24 protein-coding genes are annotated in these 23337 nt (G+C 61.1%); 12 read left to right on the top strand and 12 right to left on the bottom strand.

Annotated features, from left to right (window positions below; translation table 11 throughout):
* Nucleotides 1–162: 162 nt before the first annotated feature.
* From KBW81_RS07110 to KBW81_RS07095, 4 genes are all read left to right on the top strand, one after another.
* Nucleotides 163–1281 carry a bifunctional 2-C-methyl-D-erythritol 4-phosphate cytidylyltransferase/2-C-methyl-D-erythritol 2,4-cyclodiphosphate synthase gene (locus tag KBW81_RS07110; RefSeq protein ID WP_254248823.1) on the top strand — a complete coding sequence of 373 codons (1119 nt, stop codon included), beginning with the start codon at nucleotides 163–165 and terminating at the stop codon, nucleotides 1279–1281.
* Nucleotides 1278–1769 (top strand): phosphatidylglycerophosphatase A family protein, encoded by a 492-nt coding sequence (locus tag KBW81_RS07105; RefSeq protein WP_254248822.1) that lies wholly within the window; start codon nucleotides 1278–1280, stop codon nucleotides 1767–1769. The genes KBW81_RS07110 and KBW81_RS07105 overlap by 4 nt, the downstream gene beginning before the upstream one ends.
* Nucleotides 1766–2251 carry a CinA family protein gene (locus tag KBW81_RS07100; protein WP_254248821.1) on the top strand — a complete coding sequence of 162 codons (486 nt, stop codon included), beginning with the start codon at nucleotides 1766–1768 and terminating at the stop codon, nucleotides 2249–2251. Before KBW81_RS07105 ends, KBW81_RS07100 begins: the two co-directional genes overlap by 4 nt.
* Nucleotides 2252–2390: 139 nt before the next feature.
* Nucleotides 2391–3569, top strand: a complete 1179-nt coding sequence (locus KBW81_RS07095) for an ammonium transporter (RefSeq protein ID WP_254248820.1) — start codon at nucleotides 2391–2393, stop codon at nucleotides 3567–3569.
* Nucleotides 3570–3633: 64 nt separating this feature from the next.
* On the opposite strand, the gene KBW81_RS07090 is transcribed toward KBW81_RS07095, so the two are convergent.
* Nucleotides 3634–4086 carry a type II toxin-antitoxin system RatA family toxin gene (locus tag KBW81_RS07090; RefSeq protein WP_090184926.1) on the bottom strand — a complete coding sequence of 151 codons (453 nt, stop codon included), beginning with the start codon at nucleotides 4084–4086 and terminating at the stop codon, nucleotides 3634–3636.
* A gap of 79 nt (nucleotides 4087–4165) precedes the next feature.
* Between KBW81_RS07090 and hpt the strand changes: the two genes are divergently transcribed.
* The 3 genes from hpt to KBW81_RS07075 are packed head-to-tail and all read left to right on the top strand — an operon-like array spanning nucleotide 4166 to nucleotide 6129.
* Nucleotides 4166–4708 carry a hypoxanthine phosphoribosyltransferase gene (hpt, locus tag KBW81_RS07085; protein ID WP_090184923.1) on the top strand — a complete coding sequence of 181 codons (543 nt, stop codon included), beginning with the start codon at nucleotides 4166–4168 and terminating at the stop codon, nucleotides 4706–4708.
* A complete protein-coding gene (locus KBW81_RS07080; RefSeq protein WP_090184921.1) occupies nucleotides 4705–4884 on the top strand; it encodes a hypothetical protein in 180 nt (59 codons plus the stop codon). Before hpt ends, KBW81_RS07080 begins: the two co-directional genes overlap by 4 nt.
* Nucleotides 4885–4908: 24 nt before the next feature.
* Entirely contained in the window at nucleotides 4909–6129 is a 1221-nt protein-coding gene (locus tag KBW81_RS07075) for a sensor domain-containing phosphodiesterase (protein ID WP_254248819.1), read from the top strand.
* 53 nt (nucleotides 6130–6182) lie between these two features.
* Here KBW81_RS07075 and lipA read toward each other — a convergent pair whose 3' ends face one another.
* On the bottom strand, nucleotides 6183–7130 hold the full coding sequence (gene lipA, locus KBW81_RS07070) for a lipoyl synthase (RefSeq protein ID WP_254248818.1): 948 nt from the start codon (nucleotides 7128–7130) through the stop codon (nucleotides 6183–6185).
* 103 nt (nucleotides 7131–7233) lie between these two features.
* Complete coding sequence (locus tag KBW81_RS07065; protein WP_254248817.1) at nucleotides 7234–8310, bottom strand: DUF6456 domain-containing protein; 1077 nt, start codon at nucleotides 8308–8310, stop codon at nucleotides 7234–7236.
* A 249-nt stretch (nucleotides 8311–8559) separates the two neighbouring features.
* Here KBW81_RS07065 and KBW81_RS07060 point away from each other — a divergent pair, with 249 nt between their 5' ends.
* Entirely contained in the window at nucleotides 8560–8862 is a 303-nt protein-coding gene (locus tag KBW81_RS07060; protein ID WP_254248816.1) for a DUF6477 family protein, read from the top strand.
* Nucleotides 8863–8889: 27 nt separating this feature from the next.
* Here KBW81_RS07060 and KBW81_RS07055 read toward each other — a convergent pair whose 3' ends face one another.
* Nucleotides 8890–10437 (bottom strand): trimethylamine methyltransferase family protein, encoded by a 1548-nt coding sequence (locus KBW81_RS07055; RefSeq protein ID WP_254248815.1) that lies wholly within the window; start codon nucleotides 10435–10437, stop codon nucleotides 8890–8892.
* A gap of 127 nt (nucleotides 10438–10564) precedes the next feature.
* Between KBW81_RS07055 and guaA the strand changes: the two genes are divergently transcribed.
* The 4 genes from guaA to KBW81_RS07035 all read left to right on the top strand — a co-directional run bounded on the left by guaA (nucleotide 10565) and on the right by KBW81_RS07035 (nucleotide 15485).
* Nucleotides 10565–12124: a glutamine-hydrolyzing GMP synthase gene (guaA, locus tag KBW81_RS07050; protein ID WP_254248814.1), complete on the top strand. Its 1560-nt coding sequence runs from the start codon at nucleotides 10565–10567 to the stop codon at nucleotides 12122–12124.
* A 37-nt stretch (nucleotides 12125–12161) separates the two neighbouring features.
* Nucleotides 12162–13025: a DMT family transporter gene (locus KBW81_RS07045; protein ID WP_254248813.1), complete on the top strand. Its 864-nt coding sequence runs from the start codon at nucleotides 12162–12164 to the stop codon at nucleotides 13023–13025.
* 128 nt (nucleotides 13026–13153) lie between these two features.
* On the top strand, nucleotides 13154–14422 hold the full coding sequence (locus KBW81_RS07040; RefSeq protein ID WP_254248812.1) for a hypothetical protein: 1269 nt from the start codon (nucleotides 13154–13156) through the stop codon (nucleotides 14420–14422).
* A 97-nt stretch (nucleotides 14423–14519) separates the two neighbouring features.
* The gene (locus tag KBW81_RS07035) at nucleotides 14520–15485 is read left to right on the top strand and encodes a DMT family transporter (RefSeq protein WP_254248811.1); all 966 of its coding nucleotides are present in this window, start codon (nucleotides 14520–14522) and stop codon (nucleotides 15483–15485) included.
* Here the strand turns inward: KBW81_RS07035 and lpxB are convergent.
* The 8 genes from lpxB to rseP all read right to left on the bottom strand — a co-directional run bounded on the left by lpxB (nucleotide 15397) and on the right by rseP (nucleotide 23337).
* Complete coding sequence (gene lpxB, locus KBW81_RS07030) at nucleotides 15397–16533, bottom strand: lipid-A-disaccharide synthase (protein WP_254248810.1); 1137 nt, start codon at nucleotides 16531–16533, stop codon at nucleotides 15397–15399. The two genes, KBW81_RS07035 and lpxB, sit on opposite strands and share 89 nt — an antisense overlap.
* Nucleotides 16530–17318 carry an LpxI family protein gene (locus KBW81_RS07025; RefSeq protein WP_254248809.1) on the bottom strand — a complete coding sequence of 263 codons (789 nt, stop codon included), beginning with the start codon at nucleotides 17316–17318 and terminating at the stop codon, nucleotides 16530–16532. The genes lpxB and KBW81_RS07025 overlap by 4 nt, the downstream gene beginning before the upstream one ends.
* Nucleotides 17318–18097, bottom strand: coding sequence for an acyl-ACP--UDP-N-acetylglucosamine O-acyltransferase (gene lpxA, locus KBW81_RS07020; protein WP_254248808.1), 780 nt, complete (start codon nucleotides 18095–18097; stop codon nucleotides 17318–17320). The genes KBW81_RS07025 and lpxA overlap by 1 nt, the downstream gene beginning before the upstream one ends.
* On the bottom strand, nucleotides 18097–18582 hold the full coding sequence (fabZ, locus tag KBW81_RS07015; protein WP_090184891.1) for a 3-hydroxyacyl-ACP dehydratase FabZ: 486 nt from the start codon (nucleotides 18580–18582) through the stop codon (nucleotides 18097–18099). The genes lpxA and fabZ overlap by 1 nt, the downstream gene beginning before the upstream one ends.
* A gap of 88 nt (nucleotides 18583–18670) precedes the next feature.
* Complete coding sequence (locus tag KBW81_RS07010; RefSeq protein WP_254248807.1) at nucleotides 18671–19351, bottom strand: OmpH/Skp family outer membrane protein; 681 nt, start codon at nucleotides 19349–19351, stop codon at nucleotides 18671–18673.
* The gene (gene bamA / locus KBW81_RS07005; RefSeq protein ID WP_090184885.1) at nucleotides 19351–21699 is read right to left on the bottom strand and encodes an outer membrane protein assembly factor BamA; all 2349 of its coding nucleotides are present in this window, start codon (nucleotides 21697–21699) and stop codon (nucleotides 19351–19353) included. The genes KBW81_RS07010 and bamA overlap by 1 nt, the downstream gene beginning before the upstream one ends.
* Before the next feature lie 117 nt (nucleotides 21700–21816).
* Complete coding sequence (locus tag KBW81_RS18740; RefSeq protein ID WP_302059338.1) at nucleotides 21817–21942, bottom strand: hypothetical protein; 126 nt, start codon at nucleotides 21940–21942, stop codon at nucleotides 21817–21819.
* A gap of 72 nt (nucleotides 21943–22014) precedes the next feature.
* Nucleotides 22015–23337 carry an RIP metalloprotease RseP gene (gene rseP / locus KBW81_RS07000; RefSeq protein WP_175499124.1) on the bottom strand — a complete coding sequence of 441 codons (1323 nt, stop codon included), beginning with the start codon at nucleotides 23335–23337 and terminating at the stop codon, nucleotides 22015–22017.

Genomic DNA, 23337 nt, shown 5'->3' with positions numbered 1-23337 from the left:
CTGATTTAGACGCTGCGGCGCAGGGTGACAACGCGGCGCGGCCCAAACGCCTGACTTTCGCAGGCATTCGCCTAAAAATTAGGCGGCAGTCTAGTGATTGCGCAGCGTTTGGCTGATCGTTAGTCACAGGACGTGTCATTTCAGCCAAAACAGGAGCCGACCTTGCCAAGCACCACCGCAATCATCGTGGCTGCCGGACGCGGCATACGGGCCGGAGGCGCCGCGCCGAAGCAATGGCAAAGCCTTGGCGGTCAGACCGTTCTGCACCGCACCGTCGCGGCCTTTGCGCGGCACCCAAAGATTGACCAGATCGTGCTGGTTCTGCACCCGGACGAGCTGGACCGCTGGACGGACGACAGCACGACCATCGTCGCAGGCGGCGAAACGCGGCAGGCATCGGTGATGGCGGGGCTGACGGCGGTGACCAGTGACCACGTCCTGATACATGACGCTGCGCGCCCGCTGATTAGCGCCGCTGTGATCGACCGGGTTTGCGCCGCGCTTGATGGCGCCCCCGGCGCGGCCCCCGCATTGGCTGTCACCGATGCGCTGTGGCGCGGCGATACCCATGTGACCGGCGTGCAGGACCGCGAGGGGCTGTTTCGTGCGCAGACGCCGCAAGGTTTTCACACCAACGCCATCCGCGCCGCACATGCCGCCCATACCATGCCCGCCGCCGACGACGTCGCCGTGGCCCGCGCCGCAGGGCTGGACGTTGCCATCGTGGCAGGGGATGAGGATAATCTGAAAATCACGCACCGCGAGGACTTTGCGCGGGCGGAAAAACTGCTGAGGGAACCGATGGATATCAGGCTGGGCAATGGCTACGACGTGCACCGCTTTGGGCCGGGGGATCATGTGATGCTGTGCGGCGTGGCCGTGCCGCATGGACGGGGGCTTCAGGGACACTCTGACGCTGACGTTGGCATGCATGCGGTGACGGACGCCATTTACGGCGCGCTGGCGCAGGGCGATATCGGCGTGCACTTTCCGCCGTCCGATCCGCAGTGGAAAGGTGCTGAAAGCCAGATCTTTCTGCGCCACGCCGTGCAGCTGGCCGCCGATATGGGCTTTGCGATTTCCAACATCGACTGCACACTGGTTTGCGAATACCCCAAGGTCGGCCCGCATCAGGCGGCCATGAGAGCCGCGATGGCTGACATCATGGGGCTGGAGGCCGGGCGCATCAGCGTCAAGGCGACGACGTCGGAACGGCTTGGGTTTACAGGACGCGAGGAAGGCATCGCTGCCATCGCGACCGCAGCATTGGTGGCAAAATGACACGACTGATCGCGACCGTCTTTTATATCGGCTACCTGCGCCCCGCGCCGGGGACATGGGGATCACTGGCCGCCCTGCCCCTTGGGTTGGCTCTGATGCTGCTCGGCGGGCCGTGGCTGTTGATCATTGGCACCGCCGCGCTGTTTGGCCTTGGCTGGTGGGCGACCGTGCATGAAACCCGCAGGTCGGGAAATGAGGACCCGTCCGAGATCGTCGTCGACGAAGTTGTCGGCCAGTGGATCGCCCTTTGGCCACTGGCGATTGGCGCGGCCAATGTCGGCGCATCCTATACGGCGCTGTGGCCGGGCTGGGTTGTGGCGTTCGCGTTGTTCCGGCTGTTCGACATTAAGAAGTGGGGCCCGGTGGGCTGGGCTGACCGCCGCGGCGATCCGCTGGGTGTGATGCTGGACGATGTGATCGCGGGCGTCTTTGCCGCCATCGGCGTCGTCCTGTTTGCTGGAATTTATCACGGGATCATTTTGCAATGACGGATGCAGCGCAGCTTTTGGACCTCGCCCGCGCACGCGGGATCAAGATCGCCTTGGCCGAAAGCTGCACAGGCGGGATGATCGCGGCGGCGCTGACAGAGGTTGCAGGCTCTTCCGACGTGTTTGATCGCGGCTGGGTCACCTATTCCAACAGCGCCAAGATGCAGATGCTAGGCATCTTGCAGGACACGCTGGACGACTTCGGTGCCGTATCAGAAGAGATCGCCCGCGAGATGGCACAGGGCGCGTTCGATCAATCCGACGCGCAGATCGCCCTGTCCGTGACGGGCATCGCAGGCCCCGGCGGATCAGAGCATAAGCCCGAAGGCAGGGTCTGCTTTGGCATCGCGACAGGCGACGGCGTGCATATGGAAACGGTAGAGTTTGGCGCCCTTGGCCGCGGCCAAGTACGGGCTGCGGCCGTGGCTCATGGGCTGGGTTTGCTGACCGCTGGCGTCGTTCAATTTTCGATTGATAATTAAGCACAGCCCCTAAAAACAGCACATTTGGCAGGCGCTTTACGCATTGCCTTAAAAAGTCGCGCATCTAAACGCATCTGCCTCTTTCCTTAGCGATGCCGTGTCCGTCATTGCGGCCGGAACCAAGTTGGAGGGGTTTGAGATGAATGCTGCGGATACCGCCTGGATTATGGTCGCGACGGCACTTGTGCTGTTCATGACGCTGCCGGGACTAGCCTTGTTCTATGGCGGCCTTGTGCGCGCCCGCAACGTGCTCAGCGTGTTCATGCACTGCTATGCCATCGCCTGTTTGATGAGCGTGCTATGGTTCGTGGCAGGCTATTCCATCGCCTTTGGCGGTGATGGCCCCTACTGGGGCGGCTTGGACAAGCTGTTCTTGAACGGCGTCACGTTGGACAGCCTAACCGGGACGCTGCCTGAAATCCTGTTCTTTGCCTTCCAGATGACATTCGCGATCATCACCCCCGCGCTGATTGTCGGTGCCTATGTCGAACGGATCGGCTTTGGCTTTGTGCTGCTGTTTTCCGCGCTGTGGATGCTGATCTGTTATGCGCCAGTAGTGCATTGGGTCTGGGGCGGCGGGTTCCTAGCGGATGGTGGCATCTTTGGAGAGGTCGGCGTGCGCGACTTTGCGGGCGGGATTGTGGTGCATGAAACCGCAGGTCTGGCGGCCTTCATTCTTGCGATTTTCCTTGGTGCACGGCGCGACAAGGCCAAGCCGCCGCATAACCCCGGCATGGTGATGATCGGTGCTGCGATGCTGTGGGTCGGCTGGTTCGGCTTTAACGGTGGCAGCCAACTGGCCGCTGATGCGGGCGCTGCCATGGCGATCACCGTGACGCACCTGTCCGCCGCCGCCGCGTCCCTGACTTGGGCCCTGTGGGAGCGGATCAAGTTCGGCCGTGCGTCCATGGTTGGCCTTGTCACCGGCACCATCGCGGGCCTTGCCAGCGTCACCCCGGCGGCCGGCTTCATCACCCCGATCGAGGCGCTGATTATCGGCGCTGTCGCCGGTGTGCTGTGCCAAGAGGTCGTGAACTTTGTGCGCGGGAAACTGGTTGTCGACGACACGCTAGACGTTTTCGCAGTGCACGGCGTCGGCGGTATCTTTGGCACGATTATGATCGCGGCCTTTGGCGCAGGCACGTGGACGGCGCAGCTGGGATCGCTGGCCATCGTCGGCCTCTGGACGACCGTTGTGACCGTCGCGCTGATCTATATCTGCCGCGCGATCACCCATCTGCGCGTTGACGACGAGACAGAGACAACAGGCCTCGACCTTGCTGTGCATGGCGAGCGGGCCTACGATCTGAACTCTTAAACGACAGGCTTTGCAAAATGAGGGGCCGCCAAATTGGCGGCCCTTTTTGCGTCTTGGCCTGAATTTAGGCGGGCGTGCCGTAAAGCGTGGCGGCGCGCTTTTCAAAGGCTTTCACGATGGTCTGCATGGCTTGGTTAAAGAACATGCCCGCCGCACCTTGCAGAATACGATTCTTGAATTCGAAATCGACGTGAAAGTGGACTTTGCAGCCGCCAGCGGCGTCTTCAAACGTCCAGCGGCTGTTCAGATGTTTGAAAGGGCCGTCGATATAGGCTGTGTCGATCTGCTGTTTCGCAGGCCACAACGTGACCTTGCTGCCAAACGTTTCGCGGAACACTTTGAAAGACACAACAAGATCGGCCAGCAATATCGTGTGATCGCCCTGATCATCGCTGGATCGCAGGCGCGCAGCCGCCGTCCAAGGCAAAAACTTGGGGTAATTTTCAACGTCCGCCACAAGGGCATACATCTGATCAGCGGTATAAGGCAGAACGCGGGTTTCGTCGTGGACGGGCATAGGTGACTTTCACGGTGTGACTTCACCCTGTGATGTCGTAAAAGGTGCGAAGAAATCAACCCTTGCCTACAGGTATTGCATGTCTCGTCCCTATGTTATCGACCAGATGATCAGCGCCAAATCCATCGCCGCCCGGATCGAGGCGTTGGCGCACGACATTCACGCCGCCTTTGAAGGCACGGACAAACTGGTGGTCGTCGGCCTGCTGCGCGGGTCTTTTGTGTTCATCGCCGACCTTGTGCGCGAACTTGATCTGCCCGTCGAAGTCGACTTCATCGAGGCGTCATCCTACGGCGACGGCATGGAAAGCAGCCGAGAGGTACGAATCCTGAAGGACCTGCGCGGCACCATTGAAGGCCGCGATGTGCTGATCGTCGAAGATATCGTCGACACCGGGCACACGCTGTCCCACGTCACCGATTATTTGCGCTCGCGCCACCCGGCGCGGCTGAAAACCATTGCCCTGCTGGATAAACCCGCCCGCCGCGAAGTCGATTTCCGCGCCGATTGGACCGGATTTGAAATCCCCGACGCCTTTGTCGTGGGCTATGGCATCGACTTTGCGCAGCGCAATCGCAACCTGCCCTACATCGGTCAGGTGCGGTTCACGGACGAGGCATGAACCCGCGCTGGCTGCTGAACGCCAGCCGCTGGGCGCGCAATCCACCCTCGGCGGGGCGCGTCTGGCTGGTACTGGGCGTGGTTGCGATCTGCCTTGCGCTTGCGGGGGCCGAATGGCTGATTGGCGCTGATGTTGAAATGCAGCGCCAAAACCTGCGGCCGTTCACGACAAATTAAGTGAAAATATGAAATGACGGCGGCATGACACATCATGCCACATTCCGCATCGCCTCCACCCACACCGCTGCGCGGGTGCCGATCATTGACGAAATCCTGTCCACGGTCCGGCGGCATTTAGATATGCCGCTGGCCTATTTGGCGGTCTTTGATTCGGGGGATGTGGTTTACCGCGCCGTATCCACAGATCGCCGCGCCCCGTATTTCGAGGCGGGGGACCGCCGCCCGGCCAAGGGCAGCTACTGCCTTGCTGTGCGTGATGGCCGCCTGCCGCAAATGCTCGCCGACACGCGCACGAATCCCGTTGCGATGTCGCTGCCTGCGACGGTGATGTTGCCCGTGGGGGCCTATGTCGCGGTACCGCTGCTTATGGCCGATGGCACAGCCTACGGCGTATTCTGCTGCATGTCCCACGATCCAATGCCCAATCTGAGCGAACGTGATCTGGCAATCGTCACGAACTTCGCCCAGCTTTTGGCTGATGCGATCGGGTCCGGCGTCAAGGCGGATCAAGATGGCCGTGATATGCGCCAACAGATCGAAGACGTGATCGTCGATCGCGATTTCACGCTTCTGCTGCAACCTATCGTGGCCCTGCACAGCAATGCCGTTGTCGGGGCAGAGGCATTGTGCCGCTTTCGCCCTACCCCGTACCGCAACCCCGATACATGGTTCGCGGATGCCCGCAAAATTGGCATGCAACGCGAATTGGAACGTGCCGTGATCCTCAAGACGCTCGACAGGCTAGAGGATCTGCCGCGGGCCTTGACCCTCTCCATCAACGTATCGCCGGATATGATGATCCACGGCAACCTGCCCGCGATGATTGATGGCCCCAATAGCGACCGGATCGTGCTGGAACTGACAGAGCATAATTATTTTGACAGCATGACCGATCTACAGACCCAGATTAAACACCTGCGGCGCATGGGGGCGAAAATCGCTGTCGATGACCTAAGTGCGGCGCATTCCAGCCTAAGCACCGTGCTGCAAATCAAGCCGGATTTCGTGAAATTGGATAGCGAATTGGTACGCGGCATCCATATGGACCCCGCCAGTCAGGCGCTGACCGCAGGCATTGTCCACTTTGCCAAGGCAATTAATGCCGACGTCATCGCAGAAGGGGTAGAGCGGGTGCAAGAGGCTGAAAGTCTGCACAAACTTGGGGTGAAATTCGGCCAAGGCTATTTCCTAGGCCGCCCCGGCGGCATGAATGCCCTGCAAGCGCGGATGTATCAGATTTGACCCGGGCCAATTTGGTCCGGGACTGCGACCATCCCGGCCGCAGTCCCGTCCGGTCAGCCCAGTTTCGCCAAACGCGCGGCCCGCAGCCGGGCAAAGTCATCGCCCGCATGGTAAGACGACCGCGTCAGCGGGGACGCCGAAACCATCAAGAACCCTTTGCCAAAGGCGGCTTTTTCATAGCCAGCGAATTCCTCTGGCGTGACGAACCGGTCGACGCGGTGATGCTTTGGCGTCGGCTGCAAGTACTGACCGATGGTCAGGAAATCGATGTCCGCGGCGCGCATGTCTTCCATGACTTGCAGAACCGCTTGGCGATCTTCGCCCAGTCCGACCATGATCCCCGACTTGGTGAACATCGTTGGATCAAGCTCTTTCACCCGCTGCAGCAGGCGCAGCGAATGAAAATACCGCGCGCCGGGGCGCACTTCAGGATACAGGCCCGGCACGGTTTCAAGGTTGTGGTTGAACACGTCCGGCTTGGCCGCCACCACGATTTCAAGCACTGACGGATCGCAGCGGATGAAATCTGGGGTCAAAATCTCGATTGTGGTCTGTGGCGCTTGGCGGCGAATGGCGCGGATCGTTTGCGCAAAATGCTCTGCCCCGCCGTCTTCGACATCGTCGCGGTCGACGGAGGTGATGACAACGTGGTTCAGGCCCAGCTTTTTCACCGCATCGGCAACGCGGCCCGGCTCGAACACGTCGAGCGCCTCTGGCGGTTTACCGGTCGCGATGTTGCAGAAGGTGCAAGCGCGGGTGCAGACTTCGCCCATGATCATCATGGTCGCGTGGCCTTGGCTCCAGCATTCGCCGACATTGGGGCAACCTGCCTCTTCGCAGACTGTGGTCAGCTTATGTTCGCGCATGATATCGCGCGTCTGGCGATACCCTTCAGAGTTCGGGGCTCTGACCCTGATCCAATCAGGTTTCTTCGGCTGGGCCGCGTCGGGACGCTTGGCCTTTTCCGGGTGGCGCTGGGCAGGAATTTTCAGATCGCGCATGGGCTGCGGGCCTTTTATCTGTGATTGGCAATTACCTAAGGGTCCGCGGGACAAAAGTCCATTGCCTGCCCCGCAGGTCCGCCATGCGTATTGCCGCAGGATATCAACCGATGCGCGGCGCAAATTTGCCCATGGTTTGTTCATAGTGGCGCACCAAACGCTGGAGCGAGATGCGCAGCACGATCTTGCCCGACCGCGCCGACCAGCCAAGCCGCTTTTCGGTGATTTCCAACCCTTCAAGCAGGCAGCAGCACCGCAAGGCGGCGTCTTGCAATCCCGGCCCCAGATCATCCAGCGCAGCAATCACGCGGTCGCGGGCGGATTGGGTCGCGGGATGGACCGGGGCCCCAGCGGTCAGCGCGCCGCGCCAGTCCTCTGCGACATCGGGGCCGGGCTGGGACAGGACGAAATCTTCGCGCAGCCGCTCTCCGACGCGGACCAAGTCGCGGTGCAAGAACGGTTTACCATCCTTGCCACGGCGGCGCGACAGCCCGATCAGCGGCGTTTCCGTCGCGATAAAGCGGGCGGCGGCAGCGGCTGCCTCTGGCCGCGTCCAGTCGTTATCGCCGCCCAGATCGGTAAAGCCGCTTGCACGGTTTTCTTCGGCCGCGGTCAACCGGCGCAGTTCGGTGCGGCCAAGCCCGGTGATGTGATAGCGGGCGATCCGCGCCTCTGGGTCGGGGCAGCTGACCCAGTTTTGCAAGGCGATCGCTTGGGCAATCTCTGCCTCGACCACAGCAGTGCGCAACGTGCCGCCTGCGCCGTCCTCTCTGACGATCACCGCGCTATCCATATCGCGGGCCACGGCCATGATCGCACGGGGTTCGCACAGCCGGCGCAGCACATGCAGCGCTTCGCGGTTCAGGCGGCTTTGGGACACGCAAGCGGCGGCGGCGGCGGGTATGGAAACGGGCACGTAGTGCAGCATGGCAGAGCTTTCTGTAGCGTCAGGTGTAGGAGAGGTAAGCGAGAGCGCACGCAGCGCCGCGTCGATCAGCGGATCATCGCGCCGCGCTTCGCAGCTGCGCACTTGGCGCAGGATCGTCGAAGGGTGCACATCGCGCTGCCGGGCCAAGGCCCGGATCGACGTGCCGTCGACCGTATGGGCCAGATAATGCCGGACCGGGTCCGGAACCCACGCCGGATAATCCGGTGTGTGAATTTGTTTAAGCATTGTCATATCGGCCAGTCCCCCTGGTCCCTGCAGAACCCACCTGTGCCACCTTGCAGAAAGGGATACAGACTAGATAAATTAAGGACGTTATCTTAACTGATAGTTAATGTTATCAACTTGGTAACACTCTTCCAAAAAATGATTAACGAATGAGAGCAGGACCGTCCGGAGAGTCCGCACAGCCCGCAACACCCTTTTAGGTTGTGCCACCAAGTGTGCATGACGTCGGGATGCCCCCGGCAAAAGGGACATGACATGCAGGACATTCAATCACAGATCAGACAGCTAAAGCGGCCGGGCCTATTGGTGCAGGCGGCGCGATTCGGGCTTGATGGATTTCGGCGCAGCCGGGATTTGGCGCGCTTGCTGCCGGACGCTGCACATGTCAGCTGCGGCGCGGCGTTAATGGCCTTATTAGAGGCAGAGCGCGAAGAGAACGACGCCCGCACGGCCCACAGCGCGCATTACGCGCTGATCCGCCATATTCAGTTGCTGACGGCCATCATGGCAGAGGCGCGCGATTTTGAAATCATCGCGCGCCCCCGGAGTGTGACGTAGACTACTTCGTTTAAGTGCCGCGATGGCCTACATAAAGCTATCTGGCATCGACGCTTTTTTGTCCGCCACATAGGCCCGCAGCCGCGCCTCGATCTCTGGGTCTAGGGGCGGCTGGACATAGGTGTCGACCATCTTTTTGACCCGTATGCTGGCAAGGGCTTGGGTGTCGCGCGCGCCCTCTTCGTCCCATGTCTCGAACGGTTTGTAGTCGAACAGATCAGACCGCCAGAACGCGGACTTAAAGTTCGCCTGCGTGTGCGCGCAGCCAAGGAAGTGGCCGCCGGGCCCGACCTCTGCAATGGCATCCATCGCTTGACCGGTTTCCGACATATCAACGCCGCGGGCAAAGTGGTGCAGCGTGCCGAGCTGGTCTGCGTCCATCACGAACTTTTCAAAGCTGGCAACAAGGCCGCCTTCAAGCCAGCCGCAAGCGTGCAGCATAAAGTTAACGCCGGATAGCAGGCCCATTTGCAGGCTGTTCGACGTCTCGTAAGCTGCCTGCGCATCGGGAAGCTTCGATCCGCAGAACGATCCTGCACTGCGATATGGCAGGCCCAAACGGCGGGCCAACTGCCCTGCCCCGTACGTGATATGCGCAGCCTCTGGTGTGCCGAAGGTGGGCGCGCCAGAGTTCATGTCGATCGAGGTCACAAAGGCGCCAAAGATCACCGGGGCACCGGGGCGCACCAGCTGGGAATAGGCAACGCCCGCCAGCACTTCGGCCATGACCTGCGTCAGCGTGCCCGCAACGCTGACTGGCGCCATCGCGCCGCCGACGATGAAGGGGCTGATGATGCTGGCCTGATTATGCTCTGCAAAAATCTCGAGCGCGCCCATCATGATCGAATCGAACGTCATCGGAGAGTTGATGTTGATCAGCGACGTCAGCACCGTGTTGTCGCGCACGAAGTCCTTGCCGAACAAAATCTCGCACATCTCGACGCTGTCTTTGGCGCGGCTGGGTTCGGTGACAGAGCCCATAAAAGGCTTATCTGACAGCACCATATGGGCCAGCAGCATATCAAGGTGGCGTTTGTTCACCGGAATATCCGTCGGCTCGCAAACGGTGCCGCCGGAATGGTGCAGCCACTTGGACATATAGCCAAGTTTTACGAACTTTTCGAAGTCAGCCATGGTGGCATAGCGGCGGCCACCTTCGGCATCGCGCACAAAAGGCGGGCCGTAGACCGGGGCCAGAACAAGGTTCTTACCGCCAATCACGACGTTCCGCTCTGGATTGCGGGCGTGCTGGGTGTATTGGCTGGGGGCCGTGCTGCACAATTTCCGGGCAAGGCCACGCGGAATACGCACACGCTCGCCTTCGATTTCTGCGCCAGCGGCACGCCAGCGGTCCAGCGCGGCAGGGTTATCAACGAAATTGACACCGATCTCGGCCAGAATCGTCTCTGCGTTGCGCTCGATCACGTCCAGCGCCTCTTCGGTCAGCACCTCGTAGTTCGGGATGTTGCGTTCGATATACTTAGCGGTTTCCACACTGACGGCGGTCCGTTCCGCACGCCGTGCGGCCCCGCCGCCCCCGCGTGCCCTGCGTCCTGTTGTTGCTGCCTCGGTCATATCCGCACCTTTCCCGCTGATCTTGCGCCTGTGATACGACGAGTTTCAGCGGGCAGAGAAGCGACAAACGCCACCCTTGGGGCGAAAGCGACATTGCAGCGTTGCGAAATCCGACTTATTCAGCAGCATGGATATACAAGACCACGAACGCCTGCTGATCATCGACTTCGGCTCTCAGGTTACGCAATTGATTGCGCGGCGCCTGCGGGAATTGAACGTCTATTGCGAAATTCATCCCTACCAAAAGGTCACTGACGCCTTTCTGGCAGAGTTTGCGCCCAAGGCAGTGATTCTGTCTGGTGGCCCTGACAGCGTGACCCGCGACGGATCGCCGCGTGCGCCTGATAGCGTGTTCACCATGGGCGTGCCGATTCTGGGCATTTGCTATGGCCAGCAGACCATGATGACCCAATTGGGCGGCAAGGTTGAACGCGGCCACGGCACCGCCGAATTTGGCCGCGCCTATGTCACGCCCAAGGGCGAGCTTGACCTGCTGCGCGGTTGGTTCCTGACCGAGCGCGAGCAAGTCTGGATGAGCCACGGCGACCACGTGTCCGCCATCGCGCCCGGCTTTGAAGTGTTCGGCACTTCGCCCAACGCGCCTTTTGCTGTCACCGCTGACGCGTCGCGCCATTTCTATGCCGTGCAGTTCCACCCCGAAGTGCACCACACGCCCAACGGCGCGAAACTGTATGAAAACTTCGTGCGTATCGCTGGTTTCAAGGGCGACTGGACGATGGGTGCCTACCGCGAACAAGCGATTGAAGCGATCCGCGCGCAAGTTGGCGACAAGAAAGTCATCTGCGGTCTGTCCGGCGGCGTCGATTCGTCCGTGGCGGCTGTCCTGATTCACGAAGCCATTGGCGACCAGCTGACCTGCGTTTTCGTCGATCACGGCCTGCTGCGGCAGGGCGAGGCGGACGAAGTCGTTAAGATGTTCCGTGATGAGTATGCAATCCCGCTGATCCACGCGGACGAGCAGGAATTGTTCTTGGGCGAATTGGACGGCCAGTCCGACCCGGAAACCAAGCGCAAAATCATCGGTCGCTTGTTCATCGACGTGTTCCAGAAATACGCGAACGAGATCGAAGGCGCGGAATTCCTCGCTCAGGGGACGCTGTACCCCGATGTGATCGAATCGGTCAGCTTTTCCGGCGGCCCTTCTGTCACGATCAAAAGCCACCACAACGTGGGCGGCCTGCCTGAAAAGATGGGCCTAAAACTGGTGGAGCCGCTGCGCGAGTTGTTCAAGGACGAAGTTCGCGCGCTGGGCACCGAACTGGGCCTGCCGCCCAGCTTTATCGGGCGCCACCCCTTCCCCGGCCCCGGTCTTGCGATTCGTTGCCCCGGTGAAATCACCCGTGAAAAGCTGGAAATCCTGCGCAAAGCGGACGCGGTCTATATCGACCAGATCCGCCGCCACGGATTGTACGACGAGATCTGGCAGGCCTTCGTGGCGATTCTGCCTGTCCGGACCGTTGGCGTGATGGGCGACGGGCGCACTTATGACTTTGCCTGCGCCCTGCGCGCGGTCACGTCTGTCGACGGTATGACGGCGGATTATTATCCGTTCACCCACGAATTCCTTGGCGAAACCGCAACGCGGATCATCAACGAAGTACAGGGTATTAACCGTGTGACCTATGACATCACATCCAAACCTCCGGGCACCATCGAGTGGGAATGATCACAGCAGCCCCGGCCCGCGTGGCCGGGGAATCCCTATGACGCCGACCCTGCGCGCCTGTCTGTGGATGATAGGCGCGATCTTCTCGTTTACCTCGATGGCCATCGCTGGCCGTCAGGTAAGCTTCGCCCTCGATACCTTTGAAATCATGACATATCGCAGCCTTCTGGGCATCGCGATTGTCTGCTCTATTGCCTATGCGACGGGCACGTGGCGGCAGATCAACACGCAGCAACTCGGGCTGCATGCCGTGCGCAACTTGTCGCATTTCATTGGCCAGAACCTGTGGTTTTTTGCCCTGACGATGATCCCGCTGGCGCAAGTCTTTGCGCTGGAATTCACCACGCCGATCTGGGTGCTGCTATTGTCGCCGCTGGTACTCGGCGAACGCTTGACCCGCGTCGGCCTGATTGCCGCGCTGATCGGCTTTATCGGCGTATTGATCGTCACCCGCCCCGGCAGCGCGCCGATCTCTGCGGGCCTGATCGCCGGTGCGCTCTGCGCCATCGGCTTTGCGTTTTCCGCGATTTTCACGCGCAGGCTGACCCGCACCCAGACGATCACCTGCATCCTATTCTATCTGACGGTAATGCAGGCGGTGTTTGGTCTGATCTGCGCAGGATACGATGGTGACATCGCCCTGCCGACCGCTGCCACGCTGCCGTGGCTGGTCGTGATCGGATGCGCTGGCCTGTTCGGCCACTTTTGCCTGACCACCGCGCTGTCGCTGGCCCCCGCCAGCATCGTCATGCCCATCGACTTTGCGCGACTGCCGACAGTCGCGATCCTTGGCGCGCTGATCTATGGCGAACAGCTGGATCCCTTTATCTTCTTGGGGGCTGCGCTGATCTTTGGCGGCAATTACCTGAACATCACCAAAGGCCAATCACGCCGCGCCTAGGGCCTGCTCACGACAAAGATGGCACATCCCCCCGCGATCCGCGGTTTGACGCCGCGTCATTAATTGACCGTTCAATTCTGTGTGTACAACGTGTGGATTGAGGAAACTTTCATGACGGGGATGGAGACATGAAAAAACAATTTACGCTGGGCGCAGCCCTGCTGATGACCACGACGGCCGCTTCGGCATCGGGCATCGACCGCAACCTGACCAACTACGGCCTGCTGTTTGAAACCGGCAACTACGCTGAGCTGTCATATGCCAACGTTTCGCCATCCGTGTCGGGTACCTATGGCCCGACCGCAACCGCTTTGGGTGGCGGCGCGACAAGCACCGACGTGATGTCCAAAGACTTCGAAACGCTGTCCGGCTCGGTCAAGTATGACCTGACCGACAAGCTGGCACTTGGTCTTTTTTCGAACCAGCCTTTCGGCGCAAACGCCGACTATACCAACGGCTTCTACACAGGCCTTGCTGCTGAATGGGATTCGCGCGGCACGTCCATCGTGCTGAAGTACAAAGTCACGCCAAACATCAGCGTTTACGGCGGTGCCCGCAGCATCGTGTCGCAAGCAACGATCGACATTCCCGACCAGCTGATCCGCGTCCAATATGGTCTGGCTGCACAGCAGCTGGGTGATGCGGCAGCAGCCGCCGCAGCTGGCGGCGACCTTGCCACCGCAGGTGCCCTTGGCCAGCAGGCGCAGCAGCTGGGTGCCATCGCCACGACGACGCCCGTCGGCGGCCTAACCTATAAGGCGACCACCGATTCTGATCGTCAGACCAGCTATATCGTCGGTGCCGCTTATGAGCGTCGCGAGATCGCGCTGCGCGTCGCACTGACCTACGAGTCGGGCTACACGCACTCTTTCGAATCGGTCGAATCCTTTGGCGGTGTCGACACGGATCCGATGACGACCAACATCGAAATGCCTGACGTCTACACCCTCGACTTCCAGTCGGGCGTCGCCACAGACACGCTGGTCTTCGGTTCGATCCGTCACGCCACCTGGTCTGATTGGGAGGTTCGCCCCCCCGTCTATGGTGCCAGCATCCCTGCAAGCCCCGTGGGCAGCGCACGTGTGACCGGTATCGACACCGACACGACAACTTACCGCATCGGCGTTGGCCGCAAGTTCTCTGACGCGATCTCGGGCTTTGCCCGCGTGACCTACGAGCCCGGCAACGGCGATGTGCTGTCGCGTCTGTCCCCGACGGATGGTTCCATCGCTTACGGCTTTGGCGGCAGCTACACCAACGGCGCAATCAAAGTGACCGGCGGCGTCGAGTACATCACCTTTGGTGAAGGCGACGACAACGAAAACGCGCTGCTGGCGACCAACTTCTCTGACAACGACGCTGTCGCTGTTGGCCTGTCGGTCGGCTACCGTTTCTAAGAATACCTGACCTGAATTGCAAAAGCCCCGGCACATCGCCGGGGCTTTTCGCATGTTTCGGATTGCGCAAGCGCTGCAATCCCCGTCATGTCAGCCCATGACAACACAGCTTCAAAAATCCATGTCCCCCCGTGCTTGGGCAGAGCTTTGCGTTCTGGCCCTGATCTGGGGCGGCTCGTTCCTGTCAATTCGCGTCGCCTTGAACGAGATGGGGCCGCTGACCGTTGTCGCTTACCGCGTTGGCTTGGCGGCGGTTATCCTGTGGGCCTATGTCGCGTGGCGCGGGCTGGCAGTGCCGCGCAGCGCAAAGCTATGGGTCGGCTTTGCGGGCATGGGGCTGCTGAACAATGTGATCCCCTTTAGCCTGATGGCGTGGGGCCAGTTGCATATCGAAACCGGGCTGACAGCAATCCTGAACGCGGGCACAGCGATCTTTGGCGTGCTGGCCGCCGCGGTCTTTTTCGCGGACGAACGCCTGACCCTGCGCCGCGCCATTGGCACCGCGCTTGGGTTTGCGGGCGTTGCCACTGCGATTGGACTAGACCAGCTTGGCGCGCTCGATCCGCGCTCTCTTGGCCAGCTTGCCGTGATTGGCGGCACGGTTTCTTATGCGCTGGCCGGGGTTTGGGCGCGCAAACGCCTTGTCGGTCTGCCGCCGCAGATCGCCGCCGCCGGGATGCTGACAGCCGCCACAGCGATCATACTGCCCGCCGCTTGGCTGATCGAAGGTCCGCTGCCGCTGCCCCGCGCGCCTGCGACCTGGGCTGCCATCGGATACTACGCCGTGATCGCCACAGCACTGGCCTATCTGATGTATTACCGCGTGCTGGCGATGGCCGGGTCCGGCAACCTGATGCTGGTGACGCTGCTGATCGCGCCCGTCGCAATCCTGCTGGGGGCCGTCGCCTTGAACGAGGCGCTGCCGCCCCATGCCTACGCCGGATTTGCCCTGCTCGCGGCAGGGCTGATCGTACTTAACGGACGTGGCTTAAGACAGAGCGCGCGGCGCGCAGGCCCGGTGCCTCGCCCCCTCTCCCCAGACGGTCCATCGTCAGCGCCATAGCCGCGTGCTGCGCCTTTGGCGCGGCGAGTACCGCCCGCAAACCGTTTGCGATTTGCGACGATGTGCAGTCTGGCCCGATGAATTCAGGCACCGCGCGGGTGTCCGACACAAGGTTGACCAGCGTCACCGTATCCACCAACAGCATCCGCCCGATGATCTGGCGCGACAGCCAGTTCATATCATAGGCGATGACCATCGGCGTGTTCGACGCCGCAAGTTCAAGCGACACCGTGCCAGAGGCCGCCAGCGCCACATCCGCCGCGCGAAAGGCTGCGCGTTTCGCCGCCGCATCATTCGGCGCGATCAAGATCGGCTGAGCGGGCCAATCGGCGGTGAGGTCCCGCACCAGATCAGCCACCGGCCCGGCGCAAGGCACCACGACGCGCATGTCTGGCTGGGATTTTTGCAGCAGCGCCAAGGCCCCGCCGAAACGACTGGCCAGCCGCGTCACCTCTCCCTTGCGGGATCCGGGCAGCGCGAGGATCAGGGGCGCATCGCCGATGCCGTGGGCAGCGCGAAAGGCGTCCGCCTCGGCCCCGGTCGCGACAGGCTGCGCCACCACCGGGTGACCGACGAAATCGCAGGTCATACCAGCGGCTTGCATCAAGGGCGGCTCGAACGGGAACAGCGCCAGCACATGATCGATATGGCGCGCCATCTTGGCAGCGCGCCCCGGCCGCCACGCCCAGACTGTCGGTGCGACGTAGTGAATGGTGCGGATGTTTGACCGCGCCTTGACCAGCTTTGCCACACGCAGGCAAAAATCCGGGCTATCGATGGTCAACAGCACGTCAGGCTGGGCCGCGATCACGGCCTCGGCGCATTCGGCAATCCGGCGTTTGAGCGCGCGGTATTTCGGCAAGACTTCGGCCAGCCCCATCACGCTCAGCTCGTTCATATCGAACTGGCTGACCAAGCCCTGCGCCTGCATCAGCGGGCCGCCGACACCTTGGAATGTCACGCCCGGAGCAAGCGCGTGTAGCCCCGCCATCACCGCGCCGCCAAGGGCATCGCCTGACGGCTCTCCTGCGATCACGAAAACCTTCATGCTGCCCCCTTCGGCCTGACCCACAGGAACATGCCCTGCGCATCCAACACCTCTATTACACCCGCCAAATCCGGCACCATGACGCCGTCCGCCTCGATCACGATTCCCGCAAGGCCCGCCGCTGCGGCATTCGCCACGGTGCGGGGGCCGATAACGGGCAGATCGGCGCGGCGGTCTTGGTTTGGCTTGGGGCCTTTGAACAGGATCGCGGCCTTTGCCGTTGCTCCCAAGCGGCCGAGCATCGCATCCGTGCCTGCGTCATCCTCTGACGCGATCACGGTGCCCTGCCGGATGACACAGGCTTGCCCCAGATCGGCAGCGCCCATCAGGGTCAGCTGCGCCACACCGGCAAGCGCATCCGCGCGGTGCAACTGGGAAGGCTTCTCTTTGGTCAGAACGCCAGCAGGGGGCAGCAAATCGGGTGCCGCCTCGTGCGCACCGATGACTTGAAATCCGCGCTGTTCCAGCACTGCGATAAAGCCACGCAGCGCGCCGTCGTCGCCTTTGCGCAGGCTGCGCCAGATCGTCGGCACCAGCCAAAGCGTCGCAAGGTCAAAGGCGCTGACGTGGATTTGTGGGCGACGGACGCTGCCCACCATGCAGATCTGCGTTACGCCGCGCACTTTCAAATCGTTCAGAAATCCGCCCAGCCGTTCGATGCGAAAGGTCACATCGGGGGCGATTTCTGGCGTAAAGCCGTCCAGCGCGCAGACCAAAGGCCGCTGCGGCAACGCATGCAGCACCGCCGCCGACAGCGCGCCGGTTCCGGCGATCAGCGCCAGCATCAGTGCGGTGTCAGGAAACTGCGGTCGCTGTCAGCCATGATAAAGGCCAAGACCTGCTGCACCGCTGCGCTGTCACTGCCCGCCAAACCTTCGGCGCGGGCGTGGAAGGTGCCATCGCCGTCCTTGAGCGCCGCATAGGCCGCCCGCAGGGCAGAGATATCGGCGCGCGGCATCCCGCGACGTTTCAGGCCGACAAGGTTCAACCCTTCCAGCGTCGCGCGCGGGCCCATGACAAGGCCGTGGGGGATCACGTCGTTGGTCACCATCGACAGCGCGCCGATAATGGCACCCTGCCCGACGCGCACAAACTGATGCAGGCCTGACAAACCGCCAACGATAACATCGTCCTCTAGGATGCAATGCCCCGCCACAGCGCTGGAATTCACGATGATAACGCGGTTGCCGATCATGCAATCATGCGCGACGTGGCAGCCCGCCATCAGCAGGCAATCGTCGCCAATCCGGGTCAGCCCGCCGCCGCCCGCCGTGCCCGTATTCACCGTCACATGTTCGCGGATGCGGTTGCGTGCGCCGATGCGCAGTTTGGTTTTTTCGCCGTCGAATTTCAGATCCTGCGGGACTTCGCCAATCACTGCGAACTGAAAAACCTCGCACTCGTCGCCGATATGCGTGTCGCCGGTGACGACCACATGGCTTTTCAGGGTCACATTGGCCCCCAGCACGACCTTGGGCCCGACAAGGCAAAAGGCACCAATCACGCAGCCTTCGCCGATGACGGCCCCGTCTTCGATAACCGCGCTAGGGTGAATCTGTGCCATCAGTTGCGCATGTCCAACATGGCGGCAAATTCACATTCGCAGGCCAATTCGCCATCAACTTCGGCACGGCCGTGGAATTTCCAGACCTTTGCACCGGGTTTGCCGCGCAGGGTTTTCACCTTCATCAGCATCCGGTCGCCGGGGATCACTTTGCGGCGGAATTTACAGGCATCGATCGACATGAAGTAGATCAGCAGATCGCCGTTGATCAGCCCCATAGACGCGCCAACCATGACGCCAGCGGTCTGGGCCATCGCCTCGATGATCGTCACGCCGGGCATGATCGGGGCACCGGGAAAGTGGCCTTGAAAATGCGGCTCGTTCATCGTCACGTTCTTAATGCCCGTAGCCGAGGTCGTCCCGTCAATGTCGATCACGCGGTCAACCAGCAAGAACGGATAGCGATGTGGCAGGATGCTTTGGATCAGCTGAATATCGCATTCGGTGATCGGGTCGGTGGTCTCTTGCGTCGGGGCATCGGTCATCGGCTCTTCGTCCTTCACTTAAATGATGCGCGCGGCACCTGCGTTTTGATTACCAAGCTGCCCTGATCCGGGCAAGGGCAGCAAAGGTTTACGGATTTTCGGGATCAAGAACCGGCAATGCGCCGGAGTCTTGCGCGGGTGCGTCTTGCGGACCCGGCACAGTGGCTGGCGGCACGATGTCAGAGGGCACGGCGCTGGGGGGCACTTCACTTAGCGCGGGCACATCGCTGGGCGCGCTACCATCCGCATCCACGAATTGCGCATCAATCCGTGCAATCGCTTCTTCGGTAATGTCCGCCGACAAAAGCGCAATAAAAACAGAACGTTGATCGAATGTGACTGTCGCACCTTTTTCGATCATCAACTGACCGACGACGCCCTGCACCTGCGCAAAGAAATCCTTTTGTGCCGTCAGGCGGGCGTTTTGCAACGCGACCTCTTTGGCGTCGCGGGCGCGGCGGATGCCTTGCACCTTGGTGTCGAAATCAGCCGCTTCTTGACGAAATTCAGCGGCTGGCATGGTGGGACGGCGCAGGGTCAGGCTGCGCTCTTCCTCGGTCAAGGCGGCGACAATGCGGTCGTTTTCCGCCTTCAACGCCTCAGCGTTGGTGTCCAGATTAGCCCGGATCTGCTGGCCATAGCGCGACTCTTGATACAGCCGGTCGCTGTCCACGATCAGCACCGGCGGCGCGTCCGCCGGCACCTGTTGCGCGCCAGCGGGGGTGATCGACGCCAGAGTCACCACCAGCGCAGCCGCTAGCGCCCGCATCAGAACGACGTCGAAATCGTGACGTCGAAGACCTGCGTTTCGTCGTACTCTTCAGACTTCAGCGCTTCGGTAAAGTTGAACCGCAGCGGGCCAAGCGGTGTGGTCCAGAAGATCGACAGACCAGCCGTCGCGCGCGGCGTGAAGCCGTCATAGATGATGTTCGTGTCAGACGACCCATCGCGGCCCACATCCCAGACCGAGCCATAGTCGGCAAACACACCGCCAGTGATGCCATATTCCTCTGGCAAGCCCAGCGGGAATTCAGCCTCTAGCCGCGCGACGGCATAGGAATTGCCGCCCAGCGAGTCGTTGATGTCCGTATCGCCGCCCGGTTGGTAATCGCGTGGGCCGACGCCGTTAGTGTCAAAGCCGCGGAACGAATTGCCGTTCAGGAAAAAGCGGTCGGTGATGCGGCTAAAGCCTTCTTGATAGGCCAGATGTCCACCCTCGATCGTGGCGCGCAGGGTCACGTCGTCGTTCAGCACCTTACGTTCTGCCGCGGCCAGCGCCGTGGTTTTGATGAACTGAGTGTCGCCAAAGGCGAATTCCTGACCAAACCGGAACACGTAGCCCGATGTCGGATCAAGGCCGGTGCGGCGGTTATCGAACGAATAGCTGTATCCAACAGAGGCGTTGAATACCCCGTCCTGATCCGCTTCTTCTTGGATAAAGTCGCTGACGCTATCCACGTCGCCGGTCAGGTCGTTGTATTCCAGCGCAACAAAGGTCGACATCCGGCCGCTTTCGCTGACTGGGAAAGTCAGGGTCGGGCTGACGCGGAATGTCTCTGTGTCGTAGTTATCTTCATCATCGAAGGATGTGCGATAGCTGAAGTCAAAGCTGGCACGCAGGTCGCGGCCCAGAAAGTTCGGCTCTGACAGGCTGAAATCCAGCACGCGGTTGGATTCAGCGGTCGACACCTGAAGGCTAAGCGACTGGCCGCGGCCAAGAAAGTTCTTTTCGCGGAAGCTGGCGACAAGGCCGACACCGTCGTCGGTGTTGTAGTTCGCGCCAAACGACAGCGAGCCTGTTGGCGCTTCTTCGACGTTCACATCGACGATGACTTGATCAGGGGTCGATCCTTCACGTGCTTCGACGCTGGTGTTGGTGAAGAAGCCAAGCGCGCGGATACGGTCGGCGGCTTCGCGGATGGTGCGCGGGTTGAACGGATCGCCCTCGACCGTGCGGAACTGGTTACGCACAACCCGGTCCAGCGTGGTCGAGTTGCCTTCGATATCAATACGTTCGACGAAAATACGCGGGCCGCGGACCAGCTTGTAATCCACATTCAGCGACAGGTCGCGGTCGTTGCGCGTGACCACAGGTTCCACCGCAACAAAGGTCAGACCGCGCTGGATCGCCAGCCGTTCAAGGCGGGCAATATCGCGGTCGATCTGACCAGGGTTATAGTCCATGCCCGTCTTGGTCGTCAGCGCCTTTTGAAACTCAGCGACGTTAATTTCCGGCAGATCAGAGCTGGCAGAGACGTTGGCGAAGGTGAATTTCTGACCTTCCTGCACGTTGTACGTGATCAGGTAGGCATCACGCTCGCGGGTCAGCGTCACATCGACGTTTTGCAGCGTGAAATCGGCATAGCCGCGCGACTGATAGAAGTCGGTCAACACCTGCTTGTCGAAATTGATGCGGTCCTCGGAATAGGTGTCGCGGCTGATGATCGCGCGCAGCAGGCCCGCCTGCTTTGTTTCCAGCACACCGCGCAAACGGCGGTCCGAATAGCTGCGGTTGCCAACAAAGGTAATGCGCTGCACTTCGGTCACGCCGGCTTCGGACACTTCAAACACCAGGTTCACGCGGTTTTCGCTGAGCCGGATAATCCGGGGCGTGACAGACGCGTTGATCCGGCCGTTCTTGGCGTAAAGCCCGGTGATCGTGGCGACGTCTTGGTCGACTGTTGCGGGGGAATAGATCTTGCGCGGCTGGCTTTGCATCAGGGGCAGGAATTCGGCGTCCGACAGACGGCGGTTCCCCTCGATCGAGATTTGGTTCACGGTCGGGAATTCAACAACGTTGATCGACAAGGTGCTGCCATTGGCCTGCACATCGACCGTTTCAAACAGGCCAGAGTCGCGGATTTTCTGCGCGGCAGTGTTCACCTGATCGGCGCTCAGCGCCTCGCCCCGGCTGATGCCAGCGAATGACAGGATCGTGCTGTCAGCGACCCGCTGGTTGCCGTCAATCTGCACCGCGTTAAAGGCAAAGTTCTGCGCGCTGGCACCGCTGACCTGAAGCACCAACAGCATCGCTGAAAGCGTCAAGCTGGCCCGTGCGACCCGTGTTGCGACCCCAGTTGAGACTGGCGCATTTGCACCCGCGTTTTTATTGATCATGATGCTGCCTGCTACCCGTGTTCCCTGTTGCATTTGAATTACCCAACCCGAACCCGGATGTCAAAACGAACAAGCACGCCCGAGGGCGTGCTAGCAAAGGTAAATTGGCAGTGTGGCTTAAAGCAGAGCGATATAGGCCCCAGCGTAAAGCGCAGCGATCATCATGCCTGCGGTCAGAAAGCGATCCCAGTTCAGTGACAGCAATGTGCTGACACCTTTGTAGCTTTTCGAAATGGTCTGCATCTGCGGCTCCTTCTTAGTCTTAATAGGTACTAAGAAAAAATTAAGGCCGAAATGCGGCAGCGCTATGTCCCGTTAGGGGCACAGCACCAGATCATTCAGGATTGCAAAGACCATCAACGAGCCAATCATAGCGACACCGGCCATCATCAAAACGTTCAGCGCGCGGTCCGACGGCTTGCGGCGGGTGATCGCCTCGTAGGCGTGAAACACAAGGTGTCCGCCGTCCAGCACGGGGATCGGGAACAGGTTCAGCAGGCCAACCGCCGCCGACAGCATCCCGATGAACAGCACATAGCTGGTCGCGCCTTGGCTGGCCATTGTGGCGCTGGTTTGGGCGATCCCGACAGGGCCGGACAGGTTGCAGGTCGAAATCGCACCGGTCACGATATGCGCCAACGCAGAAAGCGACGTCGTGATTGTCATCCACAACTGCTGCATCCCCAGCCAGACCGCACGCCAAGGCGAAATACGATCTGTCGCCACGTCAAAGAACAAATCGCCGGTGATGCCGATCAACCATCGCGTCTCAAAGCCGCCATCCGCTTGCGGCAAGTCCATGCGGCGCGGGGCCAGCGTAATCGCGCGGGTTTCGCCGCTGCGCCAGACCGTCAGGTCCAGATCGCGGCCATCGGCGGCATTCACGATGTCGATAAGCTGCTGAAAGGCAAAGACCGGCGCGCCGTCGACGGCGGTGATGACATCGCCAATTTTAAGCCCGGCATCATCCGCAGCGGACCGCGGCGTCACGCCAGAGGCGCGCGGCGGCAGCGGATAAGGGCCCTGCACCACGATTTCGTCGCCATTCCGGCGCACAGTGTAGTCGACGCGGTCGGTGACAGGCAGGCTGTCTAGCCCCTCGTCCTCGCCCATCGTGATCCCGCCGATCATGATGATTTCATCGCCCGGCAGCATGTCAGAGGCATAGGCCGGCGGCAGCGCCACCTCTGCCGCATAGGTCACCGGATCGCGCGGCGCGCCGGATACCATGATGTAACCAGCGAACAGGATAATCGCCAAAATAAAGTTAAAAATCGGCCCCGCTGCGACCGTCGCCGCCCGTGCCCACAAAGGCGCGCCCAGCATCGTGTGGCGGGCATCCCTGCCCTCTGCCACATCGGTGCCGCCGACGCTGGCTGCATTGGCATCGCCCAGAAACTTGACGTAGCCGCCAAACGGCAGCGCCGCGATCTGCCAGACCGTGCCACGCTTGTCCGTGCGTGCAAACAGCACCGGGCCAAACCCGATCGAAAAGACCTCGGCGTGGATCCCGCTCCAACGGCCAACGATGTAGTGGCCATATTCGTGGATCGCCACGATGATGGACAAGGACACCACGAACATCAAAAGCGTGAACAGGCCACCGCCCAGCTGCGGTAGAAGTTGCGTCAGATCCAC

It is taken from the genome of Loktanella salsilacus (assembly GCF_024206795.1).
GTDB lineage: Bacteria > Pseudomonadota > Alphaproteobacteria > Rhodobacterales > Rhodobacteraceae > Loktanella > Loktanella salsilacus.
Note: the sequence above shows the minus strand (reverse complement) of the source record. Positions and strands in the feature narration are given on the sequence as shown.

What these genes read in the sequence shown, in the direction of transcription:
- KBW81_RS07080 (WP_090184921.1), top strand. Translation starts at nt 4,705, where the DNA reads ATGAACCCGCGCTGGCTGCTGAACGCCAGCCGCTGGGCGCGCAATCCA.
- lpxB (WP_254248810.1), bottom strand. Translation starts at nt 16,533, where the DNA reads ATGAAGGTTTTCGTGATCGCAGGAGAGCCGTCAGGCGATGCCCTTGGC.
- KBW81_RS07055 (WP_254248815.1), bottom strand. Translation starts at nt 10,437, where the DNA reads ATGACCGAGGCAGCAACAACAGGACGCAGGGCACGCGGGGGCGGCGGG.
- KBW81_RS07025 (WP_254248809.1), bottom strand. Translation starts at nt 17,318, where the DNA reads ATGCTGGCGCTGATCGCCGGAACCGGCGCGCTGTCGGCGGCGGTGCTG.
- KBW81_RS07010 (WP_254248807.1), bottom strand. Translation starts at nt 19,351, where the DNA reads ATGCGGGCGCTAGCGGCTGCGCTGGTGGTGACTCTGGCGTCGATCACC.
- KBW81_RS07060 (WP_254248816.1), top strand. Translation starts at nt 8,560, where the DNA reads ATGCAGGACATTCAATCACAGATCAGACAGCTAAAGCGGCCGGGCCTA.
- KBW81_RS07090 (WP_090184926.1), bottom strand. Translation starts at nt 4,086, where the DNA reads ATGCCCGTCCACGACGAAACCCGCGTTCTGCCTTATACCGCTGATCAG.
- hpt (WP_090184923.1), top strand. Translation starts at nt 4,166, where the DNA reads ATGTCTCGTCCCTATGTTATCGACCAGATGATCAGCGCCAAATCCATC.
- KBW81_RS18740 (WP_302059338.1), bottom strand. Translation starts at nt 21,942, where the DNA reads ATGCAGACCATTTCGAAAAGCTACAAAGGTGTCAGCACATTGCTGTCA.
- KBW81_RS07075 (WP_254248819.1), top strand. Translation starts at nt 4,909, where the DNA reads ATGACACATCATGCCACATTCCGCATCGCCTCCACCCACACCGCTGCG.
- lipA (WP_254248818.1), bottom strand. Translation starts at nt 7,130, where the DNA reads ATGCGCGATCTGAAAATTCCTGCCCAGCGCCACCCGGAAAAGGCCAAG.
- KBW81_RS07065 (WP_254248817.1), bottom strand. Translation starts at nt 8,310, where the DNA reads ATGACAATGCTTAAACAAATTCACACACCGGATTATCCGGCGTGGGTT.
- lpxA (WP_254248808.1), bottom strand. Translation starts at nt 18,097, where the DNA reads ATGGCACAGATTCACCCTAGCGCGGTTATCGAAGACGGGGCCGTCATC.
- KBW81_RS07100 (WP_254248821.1), top strand. Translation starts at nt 1,766, where the DNA reads ATGACGGATGCAGCGCAGCTTTTGGACCTCGCCCGCGCACGCGGGATC.
- KBW81_RS07095 (WP_254248820.1), top strand. Translation starts at nt 2,391, where the DNA reads ATGAATGCTGCGGATACCGCCTGGATTATGGTCGCGACGGCACTTGTG.
- KBW81_RS07105 (WP_254248822.1), top strand. Translation starts at nt 1,278, where the DNA reads ATGACACGACTGATCGCGACCGTCTTTTATATCGGCTACCTGCGCCCC.
- guaA (WP_254248814.1), top strand. Translation starts at nt 10,565, where the DNA reads ATGGATATACAAGACCACGAACGCCTGCTGATCATCGACTTCGGCTCT.
- KBW81_RS07035 (WP_254248811.1), top strand. Translation starts at nt 14,520, where the DNA reads ATGACAACACAGCTTCAAAAATCCATGTCCCCCCGTGCTTGGGCAGAG.
- bamA (WP_090184885.1), bottom strand. Translation starts at nt 21,699, where the DNA reads ATGATCAATAAAAACGCGGGTGCAAATGCGCCAGTCTCAACTGGGGTC.
- KBW81_RS07045 (WP_254248813.1), top strand. Translation starts at nt 12,162, where the DNA reads ATGACGCCGACCCTGCGCGCCTGTCTGTGGATGATAGGCGCGATCTTC.
- KBW81_RS07040 (WP_254248812.1), top strand. Translation starts at nt 13,154, where the DNA reads ATGAAAAAACAATTTACGCTGGGCGCAGCCCTGCTGATGACCACGACG.
- fabZ (WP_090184891.1), bottom strand. Translation starts at nt 18,582, where the DNA reads ATGACCGATGCCCCGACGCAAGAGACCACCGACCCGATCACCGAATGC.